The organism is Chloroflexus sp. (assembly GCF_056331925.1).
In genome coordinates, this window is sequence record NZ_JBWGQH010000003.1 from 194,260 (window position 1) to 204,772 (window position 10,513).

6 protein-coding genes are annotated in these 10,513 nt (G+C 55.1%); 4 read left to right on the forward strand and 2 right to left on the reverse strand.

All coding sequences use genetic code 11. The features are described from left to right. The first annotated feature begins 292 nt into the window (after positions 1-292). From obgE to AC01ZF_RS03070, 3 genes are read left to right on the forward strand one after another with little or no spacing between them, the layout of a single operon-like run. Positions 293-1,612: a GTPase ObgE gene (gene obgE, locus AC01ZF_RS03060; protein WP_424675483.1), complete on the forward strand. Its 1,320-nt coding sequence runs from the start codon at positions 293-295 to the stop codon at positions 1,610-1,612. Then, entirely contained in the window at positions 1,609-3,084 is a 1,476-nt protein-coding gene (locus AC01ZF_RS03065) for a S10 family peptidase (protein WP_424675482.1), read from the forward strand. Before obgE ends, AC01ZF_RS03065 begins: the two co-directional genes overlap by 4 nt. After that, positions 3,081-3,911 carry an alpha/beta fold hydrolase gene (locus AC01ZF_RS03070; protein WP_476575108.1) on the forward strand — a complete coding sequence of 277 codons (831 nt, stop codon included), beginning with the start codon at positions 3,081-3,083 and terminating at the stop codon, positions 3,909-3,911. The genes AC01ZF_RS03065 and AC01ZF_RS03070 overlap by 4 nt, the downstream gene beginning before the upstream one ends. A gap of 108 nt (positions 3,912-4,019) precedes the next feature. Here the strand turns inward: AC01ZF_RS03070 and AC01ZF_RS03075 are convergent, their stop codons facing one another. After that, positions 4,020-4,973, reverse strand: coding sequence for a tyrosine-type recombinase/integrase (locus AC01ZF_RS03075; RefSeq protein ID WP_424675480.1), 954 nt, complete (start codon positions 4,971-4,973; stop codon positions 4,020-4,022). 859 nt (positions 4,974-5,832) lie between these two features. Between AC01ZF_RS03075 and AC01ZF_RS03080 the strand changes: the two genes are divergently transcribed. Further along, positions 5,833-8,145 carry an RNA-binding domain-containing protein gene (locus AC01ZF_RS03080; RefSeq protein WP_428112556.1) on the forward strand — a complete coding sequence of 771 codons (2,313 nt, stop codon included), beginning with the start codon at positions 5,833-5,835 and terminating at the stop codon, positions 8,143-8,145. A 57-nt stretch (positions 8,146-8,202) separates the two neighbouring features. Here AC01ZF_RS03080 and AC01ZF_RS03085 read toward each other — a convergent pair whose 3' ends face one another. Continuing rightward, complete coding sequence (locus AC01ZF_RS03085; RefSeq protein WP_424675478.1) at positions 8,203-9,276, reverse strand: DICT sensory domain-containing protein; 1,074 nt, start codon at positions 9,274-9,276, stop codon at positions 8,203-8,205. Positions 9,277-10,513 lie beyond the last annotated feature (1,237 nt).

A 10,513-nucleotide genomic window follows, 5' to 3' on the forward strand; every position in this document is an offset into this window, starting at 1 on the left:
ATCCTCGCCGATGCTATGGAACGTTGGTATTGGTTCCTTGGGTAACCATTGGCGCGGTTGAACAGCATCCTTACTCGGTTGTATCAACAACCCTCGTTCGCCTTCCTCAACGGGAGTGTTGTTTTCGTGTCGCGAGGGTGTATCATCTACCGTTGACGGCAACTCCTGTAAAGCGATACTATATCACGGTGATTTGGCAACATGAGCCGGCACCGGTAAGGTTTTACTTCACCCGAAAGATGAGACGTGTAAAGGAACGGGGCGCGTAAGCTGCGCCCCTCGACTGTTTGCTATGGCAACGGAAACTGACTTTTTCGATCAGGCAACAATTGTGGTGCGCGCCGGTAATGGTGGTAACGGTGCCGCAACGTTTCGGCGTGAAAAATATGTGCCACGCGGTGGCCCCAACGGTGGCGATGGTGGCCGTGGTGGACACGTCTATCTCATCGCCGACCCAGAGTATAATACGCTGCTCCATTTTCGCTATCAGCGCAAGTTTGTTGCCGAAAATGGTGGTCATGGCGGTAAGAATGCCATGCATGGCCGCAATGGGGCCGATGTTTACGTACCGGTACCGCCCGGCACCGTCGTGCGCGCGACGATCAACGGAGTGACTTACACGGTCGATCTGGCCCGCCCCGGTCAACGCCTGCTTGCTGCTCGGGGTGGACGCGGTGGGCTGGGGAATATCCATTTTGCTACCCCGACCCGCCAAGCCCCACGTTTGGCCGAACTGGGTGAACCCGGCCAGGAATTGACCCTTGAACTAGAATTGAAGATGCTGGCCGATGTCGGTCTGGTAGGTTTTCCTAACGCCGGTAAATCAACGCTATTGTCCGTGATTAGTGCTGCTCGCCCCAAAATCGCAGCCTACCCCTTTACCACGCTGACGCCTAACCTTGGAATTGTTGAGGTGGGGGTGCAGCGATTTGTGGTGGCCGACATTCCCGGTCTTATCGAAGGTGCCCACGCCGGCGTCGGTCTCGGTCACGATTTTCTTCGCCATATCGAGCGGACGCGTTTGCTCATCCATATTATCGATGCTGCCGGTGTTGATGGTCGTGCCCCATGGGATGACTACGAGCAGATTAATACCGAGCTACGCCTGTATCAGCCTGAATTAGCGCAGCGTAAGCAGGTAGTGGCGCTCAATAAGGCTGATTTACCGGCTGCCCAGGCTAATCTACCTATCTTGCGTGAACGCCTACCGGTAGCGCCGGAAGATTTGTTTGTCATCTCCGCTGCTACCCAAGCCGGTATTGAACCACTCTTGCAGCGGGTGGCTGAGTTGCTGCGGGCCGATCCACCGCCCCAGCGCGATCCCGTCGATCCTGATGAGCCGCCACTTGAGTGGCCGCTGCCGCCGGTTGATGAGAATGCCTTTACCATCGAACGTGAAGGTAATGCGTTCCGAGTACGAGGGGTGAAGATCGAACGCTTGATTGCGATGAGTAATCTGGAACAAGACGAGGCTATCGACCGCATTCAGCGCGTGCTTGAGGCGAGCGGGATTAACGAGGCCCTGATTGCTGCCGGTGTGCAAGACGGTGATGTGGTACGCATTGGCCGTGCCGAATTGGTTTGGGATGACAGTGGACAGCATGCACTATGACAACAACCACTCCTCCAGCTACCCCGCCGGCAGACCGGATCGTCGAGACGACGCATAGGGTAACGATTAACGGAGTTGAAATCAGCTATACCGCCACCGCCGGTGTGATCATTATGAAGGAGGAGGTGGAGAAAGATGGTGTCAGCTCCGGTGAACAGGCACGCGCCGGCATCTTCTTTGTCGCCTATACCCGCGATGGGGTTACCGACCTCAGTCGTCGTCCGATCACGTTTGCCTTCAACGGCGGCCCCGGATCATCGTCGGTGTGGCTCCACTTTGGCATGTTTGGTCCCCAACGGGTATTGATGAGCGACGAGGGGTGGCCGCTACCGCCACCCGGTCGGTTTGTGCCCAATCAGTATTCGCTCCTGGATGTGAGCGATCTGGTGTTCATCGACCCGGTCAGTACCGGCTATAGTCGTGTGGTCGCCGGCGAGTCGGCCAAACAATTTCACGATTTTCGTAAAGATATTGAGTCGGTAGGCGATTTCATCCGGCTGTATACCAGCCGTTATGGGCGATGGTTGTCACCAAAATATTTGGCCGGTGAGAGCTACGGTACGACGCGGGCCGCCGGTTTAGCCGGCTATCTGCAAGAACGGCATGGGCTTTATCTCAATGGTCTAATTCTTATTTCGGCAGTTCTCCATTTTCAAACCCTCTCATTCGACCACGGTAATGATTTGCCGTACATGCTCTTTCTGCCGGCCTATACCGCTACTGCGTTTTACCATCGCCGTCTCGAACCAGAACTGCAACGCGATCTAGTGGCTACCTTGCGCGCTGCTGAAGCTTTTGCGCTTGATGATTATGCTCTCGCTTTGTTGCAAGGCGATCGGCTAGATGACACCGGTATCGAGCGGATCGCGACCCAGTTGGCCCGCTACACCGGCCTTAGCCGCGATTACATCATTCGCTCACACTTGCGCATCCGTGATGACCGGTTTGTGAAAGAGCTGTTGCGCGACCGTCAACGCACCGTCGGGCGACTCGATAGTCGCTTTACCGGGTGTGACCGCGATGCAGTTGGCGAGACGGCGGAATACGATCCGAGTTTGGCGGCAATTACCGGGCCGTACACGGCTGCTTTGAATGATTACGTCCGCAGCCGGTTAGGGTTTCACAGCGATTTGCCCTACGAAATTCTCACCGAACGAGTTTGGCCATGGAGCTTTAACGACCACCAGAATCGCTATGTGGATGTGGCCGAGACGCTACGCCGCGCGATGCATCGCAATCCGGCGTTACGGGTACACGTCGCGAGTGGCTACTACGATTTGGCAACTCCGTACTTTGCGACCCGCTATACGTTGTCCCATCTTGGTCTTGACCCGGCACTGCGTGGCCAGATCAGCGAGAGTTTTTACCCCGCCGGTCACATGATGTACATTCATGAACCATCACTTGCCGCGCTCAAAGCGGTGTTAGCCGAGTTTGTTACCGCTGCTGAAGCTATAGGAGATCATGTATGACCGATCCATGCCAGATCACTGCTCGTCGCACGACGATTCAACTGGCCCACGGGCGGATCAGTCTGCTTGAGTGGCCCGGTACCGGACGCATGGTCGTGCTGTGTCATGGGATTACCAGTAGTGCAGCGACGATGTGGCGGTTAGGGCGCGATCTGGCTGCCGAAGGCTGGCGGGTGATCGCACTCGATATGCCCGGCCACGGGCAGAGCGATCTCAGCCCGGCGTATGATATTGATACTGTGGCCAATATCATTGGTGATGTGATCCAAACACTTGGGCTGGCAGAAATTACGCTGATCGGTCATTCATGGGGCGGAGCGACAATCTTAGCCCTACTGAGCGGTACGCACCCGGCACGTACCGTAGTGCAGCAGGCCGTGCTTATCGATCCACTGGTGCGTCAGGATGCGGCTGTTGCCCCCTCGTGGTTGCCGCAGTTTAGCCGTGGGGTAGGTCAGCCGCCGAGCGAAACTCTCCCGATGCTGCACGAAGTTAATCCCGATTGGCACCCGTGTGATTACCATTGGAAGGCGCAGGCACTGGCTGAGTGCCGTTACGAGCAGGTCGCCGGTCTCTTCCGCATCCCGGAAGATTGGACGCTCGTGCCTCGCATCGCACGGGTGCAAGTCCCGGTGTTGATTCTATTGGCCGAACCGGAATATACCATCGTACCGCCTGATGTCCAACAGGCGTTGCGTGCCGCTGCACCACCCACGTTGGTGCAGATGCAGCTTATTCCCGGCACGAACCATAATATGCTGCGTGGGCCGGGGTATGAGCCGACGTATCGTGCGCTGCGTGCATTTCTCGACGCATCTGCTGGGTAGGACGGAAAATAGTTAGAAGTCCTAACTAATTGATTGGCCCAATCCAACAAAAAGGCGGCGTGCAAACGCCGCCGGTTTACACCGAACATACCGGGCGCAGACAGGGCGCTACATCACCTCGCGCTGTGACGGTACTTGGAGGCTGGCCGGTCGTTCGGCAGCATGATGTCGGTTTCGTACCAATTCGGTATAGCGGCGGGTCGAGCGTGGGTCACGATGACCGAGAATACGCCGAACCACTTGTTCGGGGTAAAACGCTACCAACTTAGTGGCCGCAGTATGGCGCAGATGGTGCAAGGTGTAGCGCGGTTGTTCACGACCATCGACCACATCAATCAGGCGGGCTGCCTTACACACTGCGACCCAACGGCGGTGGAGCGTGTCGTATGATGCCCGCGTACCGCGCGACGAACGGAACAATGGTGTATCGGGTGGCAAATGGTCCATTTCACGCACCCAGTGCCGCAGCCCTCGTAGCGACCGGGGCATAGCATCGGGTGTCAAAGCAATCATTCGCTTACTACCGCTCTTGCTGTCGCGTACCAGCAACATCTCGCGTCCCGGTTCAAGGATTACATCGCCGAGGTTCAAGTTTAACACCTCATCGGTGCGAATACCGATTTCCCGGAGCAGCGTAAAGATCAAACGGTACGGTTGCGGCGCCGCAGCAATTGCCTGGTCAAGGGCGCGAAGTTCGTGCTCGTTGGCGATGGGTTGGGGCCGGTGCTCGGTGGGGAGACGACCACCGATCTGTTCTACCGGATTGTGCGTGACATAACCACGCTCTTTGGCCCACCGAAAAAAGCGGTTGAGGCTCGCAATGCGACGGTTTGTCGTGCCGGGTTGCTCCTTCCGGCTGGCAAGAAATTGCTGAATATCATGCGCCGTAATGGTGCTCAGTTCCTGACACAATGCCAATCCTGCGGTACGCAAATCGCAGCGGTACGAAGTAATAGTGTTTTCGCTCAGCCTATCTTCTTGTCGTAACTCGGCAAGAAAATCCTCTAGTTCACCTAAAATGGTTAGCGCAGGCTGCTGACCAAATCCATTCGCATCAGACATAGGACTCTCCTCTCTGCCGCGCTGACGATGTACTGTATTCACGCAGAGACGTAACACCTCCTGTCTCGGAAGTGCTCGTGGTTGCCACGGTCTCGCTCATGCTGTGCGTACACGCGCTCGCTCCAACCTCCGATCGCGTTGCTGTGCGTATCTAGGTCATTGTGATGAAAACATTGCTGGTACACCAGAACTGTCTGTTGGCAAGGCAATGTACCGGTGTCATGCTCAACACACCAGTTTAATGTACGCTGCATGGACATCATCATCATGGCCGGCGTTGATTGCATTATAGCAAATGATTTGACGTTATGCTAGTTCTAAAAATGAAAATTTTTCTTGTGAATTAAAACTCCTTCACCCTTCTCACAAAATGATTAAAGCTACCTTAATGGTAGCATAAAGATGTTGGGAATCATCGTCCTTCTGTCGATGACTGGGAGACAACTAAGTAAAAATTTGAACTGTCGGATTATGAGAGAGAGCAGTAATTCGGTGTAAAACTATTGTTGGGCAATTGCTGTGATAAGGATTGGTTAGACGTGTGCAACGTGGTGCATTCGTTGCACACCGTGTGCGCGCGGTACCGTTGTTCACGCTATCGCCGTGGTCTGTGGGTTGCCCACGCTTTGCATGTGTCACACTGTGTGCGCTCGGTACCGCTGTTCATCGTTGTACGCTATTTGATGCGAATCTGGTATACTATCACTACGAAGTTGTTCAGATCATCTGACTGCTGGGTTGTATCTGCATATAGGGAAGGAGGCGTTTCGCACGAAAAGACGGACATAGAAAGATCGTTGAAAAAGAAATTCAAAACAAAATACGGTAAAAAGATCTGAATATCTAAGGTTTTGACAATATGAGTACAGTGAGAGAAGAGCGCAACGGAATGCGCTGGATTCGGATTGATTTACACCTGCACACGCCTGCATCTGAGGATTACGCCGAACCAAACGTTTCTTACCTTGACATTCTTCAAGAAGCTGAGCGTCGCGGTCTTGAGATTATCGCCTTTACCGACCACAATACGGTTGCCGGCTATGAGCAGTTTCAACGCGAGATGGAGTTTCTGACGACCCTGGAAAAGGCCGGACGGTTGACCGATGATGAAGCGGCTCGTTTGGCTGAGTATCGTCGGTTGCTCGATAAGATCACCGTCTTGCCTGGCTTTGAGTTTACGTCACACTTCGGTGCCCATATCCTCGGTATCTTTCCGCCGAACCGCCCGCTTAGCTTGATTGAGGCTACGTTGTTGCAGCTCGGTATTCCCGCCGACGATCTGAAAGGTGGGGTGTGTAGCGTCGCCAATACCCGGCATGTGACCGAGGCATACGAGATTATTCATCGCGCTGGCGGTCTTGTGATCGCGGCGCATGCCAACGGGCCAAACGGAGTGATTACCGAAACCCTCCGTATGGGGACAAGTGGCCAGGCACGGGTGGCGGTGACCCAAAGCCCCTATCTCCACGCACTGGAGTTTATCAATTTCTATACCGATCATGAGAAGTTTACCTCACCCGGTTTTTACAACGGTAAGACCGAGCATTACGAGCGGCGGATGTTCTGTATTCAGGGTAGCGATGCACATCGTCTGCGTCGCTCTGCCGATTCTGATGCCCAGGTGACCCACCGCCACGGCATTGGTGACCGCTATTTTGAGGCGCTGTTGCCCGACCGTAGTTTTGAAGCCTTGAAAGCGCTCTTTGCTAGTCAGGATTTTGACCGAGTGCGGGTGCCGAAGCGTGATCAGAAGCAGTGGTCACTCGATGTCGTGCGCTTTAGCGGGAGTACCGACCGCCAAATCTTGCGCGCCGTTCCCGATCCGACAACGGCAGCCGCGCTCTGGTCTGATGTGGCGGCGTTGGCAAATATCGGTGGTGGGGTGCTCGTGATCGGCTGTGAGCCTGGGGGTAAGGTGATCGGTGTTGAACGGCCCGATCAGCTTACCGAGTCGTTACGGCAAAGTGTGCAAGAGCATATTACGCCGCTGCCCTACTTGTCGTTTGAGTTGATGCACTACGAAGGGCAAGACGTGATCCGCGTTGAGGTCAAAGCGCAGGATCCACCACCTTATGTGGGGAGTAACGGCACGATCTACATCCGGCGCGATAACGAGACGTTTCCTGCGAACCGCAGTGAAATTATCCAATTGTGTCGCCAAGCGATTGCATCCGGTGAACCTTCATCACTCGATAACGGCGAGACATTGGAACTACCGCGTTCGGGCGTCGAGATTGTCAGTAGCCAGCGTCGTGGTGGTACGTGGGTGTATGAAGTGCGCGATCTGCGTACTACCGCCGGTGTGACCCGTGATCGTGCCCAAGGGTTGTGGGCTTACGCAATCGATCGCCACGAAGATTTGCGTGATGGTCGGCTCGATCTCCAGAGCCACGTGCGTTGGCGTGGTCGGCTTGGTCTCTGGCGTGCGTATCGCCAAGGTTCGCGTGTGAAGTACGATCTGGTCCATCGTGACCCGAATGGTGTGATTGATCATATTTTCTACGGTGTGAGCGATTGGGGTCTCGGTGAAGCGTGGATGAGTCTCTTGAATGAAGCCGGTGTGCGCATTGAGACGGAGACAACCGATTTCGATCAGGAAGAGGAGATAGAGGTGCCGTCGCCACCAGATATTGAAACCTGGGGGGAACGGCGGATCCGCTGGCGTGGTCGGGGTGGCTTAGTGCGCATTTTCCTCGGTGACGATGGGCAACCGCGATTCGATTTGGTGATGAAGGATAAAGAGACCGGTGCCGTGCAAGAATACAATAATGTGCCGCGTGAGAAGCTTTCCGAGGCGTGGCTGGCGTTGATCCGCGTTGCCCGTCCGCGTACCGGTATCGAGGTGGTAAGTGCTAGTCGGAGTGAAGATGGCGATTGGCTCTACGTCTTCCGTAATTTGCGTACTGGCGAGATTAGTAGTGCGCCGTGGCGGTTACAAGATATCGAACCCGGTACGGTGCGTGAGTATGCCGCTCGTATGTATCACCAAGATATTCCGCTCGATCAAGAGAAAGTACGCTGGTGGGGAAATATTGGCTATTTGCGCCCAATGCGGTCGCAGGTCGATTTGGTCTATGTTGATGAGTACGGCATGACTCACGTCTACTACGCTGCCCGGCGTGATGAATTGACCGGTGAGTGGCGAGAGTTGCTCCAACTGTACGGCGAGTAGTCGGTTGGGAGGTATACATAGGTCTTGCAGGTGTCGTCCTCTGCAAGACCCGGCTCTTTAGTCCGCCGTTCCTTTACGGTGAATTTCATACCCCAATAATCCAAGGGCTGCTTCAATTCCTTCTCGCAGGGTACTGCGGGTGATGATTTGACTAAAATCGATCCCGAGATTGATCATTGCCTGTGCGACTGAGGGCCGAATCCCTGTAATGATGACCTGTGCGCCGACTAAGCGGGTTGCCCGGATAGTTTGTAAGAGGTAATTAGCAACGGCGGTGTCAACAATCGGCATCCCGGTGATGTCAATGATCGCAACATCGCTCATCCGCTCGGCAATGCCGGTTAAGAGGTGTTCCATAATGAGTTGCGCACGACGCGAGTCTACATTGCCGATGATGGGCATGAGGATGACCCCTTCAAGGAGGGGAATCACCGGCGCTCCGAGATCGGCAATCATGGTTTCGAGTACCTGCTGTTGCACCGAAAGGGCTTGGATTTCCATCACTAACCGATGCTCTCGATTGTATCGACGTTGGAGATGGGCCACAATCTCGCTGACGATCTGGGTAATATACGGCCCTCTCGGTGGACACGGTGGGAAGCTTGTGCGGGCCTGTACCAGTTCGGCGGCTCGATCTGGGCGATACCGCTCGACTACCGGTATCAGTACCTCGAGTGCTTGCGTAATTGCTTCTGGCTGGAAGGTCAGTAACGTCTCGAAACTGCGGTCGGCTTCGCGCTCAGCCGGGTGCTGTTGATCGAGACCGCACAAAAGTGCGCAAAACCATTCGGTCAGCACCAACAAAAACCACTCTTGCCGCAGCGGATCTCCGGCCTCTAACGTAACTGCGATGTGTTGCTCGCCGGGAACCGGTGGTATTCCGCCGGCAAAGATACAAATCGTGCTGGCGATGTTGGCTAACTCTAGATAACGTTGGGTCTCTTTGCGCCAGTGGCTGCTCTCTTGGAAGCCGGTAAAGATGACGCTGGGTAGTTGGTTGCGCAGGATACAATCTTCGAGCGTGTGACTCAGATCAACCAACGTAGCTTTGGTAGCTATAAACGGTACGATATCGGGGGCTATATGCTCACGTATTAGGTGGAAGAGTGAGGGCACGCGGGGGGATACCACAGTGAACTCCTTTACAAACCTGCTGAAGTTCTTTCAATTATAACGAACAATTATAACGAATCTTTTTCGGGTTTTCATTGCACCGCTCACGCAGACGACTGCCGGCGAATTGCATCGGATTGCTCCGGTGGAACCAACACACGAGGTTCAACCGCCACGACGCGATACGACCCAACCCGTCGCCATCGGCGTTCCATTCGCCTGCAAGGGGTATAACCGATAACGCAAAGACGCGAAGGGCGCAAAGACGTGAAGGGCGCAAAGACGTGAAGGGCGCAAAGACGTGAAGGGCTACTGCAAGGGGTACGAGTCCACCCAACTGAGGGTGTATTTCATCTCTATCTGCACCCAAGAACGTGCGTCCCGGTTCGGTCATGTGGTGGATGGGGAGATGCCATTGAGGGTGTATTTCATCTCTATCTGCACCCAAGAACGTGCGTCCCGGTTCGGTCATGTGGTGGATGGGGAGATGCTATTGAGGGTGTATTTCATCTCTATCTGCACCCAAGAACGTGCGTCCCGGTTCGGTCATGTGGTGGATGGGGAGATGCTATTGAACACCTGGGGCGACATTGTCCGCGAGAAGGACCATCGATGGACGGCCACCACTGAATATACCCCCACGTAACTTAGTTCCCTACAAGCCAAGGTTTCCTTCAAACCACGGCTGTTCGGCGATCCAAGCCACAGTAGCCGCCCATCCGCTGCTTCGTTAACAAATTGCGCGACCCCCCATTGTTATCGCGCGGGCGCGCCAGCGCCATCGTGAGGTGGGCAGCTTTCTCGCTGCGCTCGCAATAACAGGTGGTACTACGCTTCCCTAACCCCTACTGTCATTTCGCGGGCGCGCCAGCGCCCGAGAAATCTGAAGATTGCTCGCTACGCTCGCAATGACAGGATGCCTGTACTGCGCGCGCACTGCCTGTCACGCACCTCCATTGTCCTTTCGCGGGCGCGCCAGCGCAGGGTTTGTGTCCTTTCGCGGGCGCATTAGTGCAGGGTTTGTGTTCTTTCGCAGGCGCATCAGCGCAAGGTTTGTGTCATTTCGAGGGCGCGCCAGCGCCCGAGAAATCTGAAGATTGCTCGCTACGCTCGCAATGACAGATGGTACTGCGCGCACTGACCGTCACACACCCCCATTGTCCTTTCGCGGGCGCATCAGTGCAGGGTTTGTGTCCTTTCGAGGGCGCATTAGTGCAGGGTTTGTGTCATTTCGCGGGCGCGCCAGTGCAGGGTT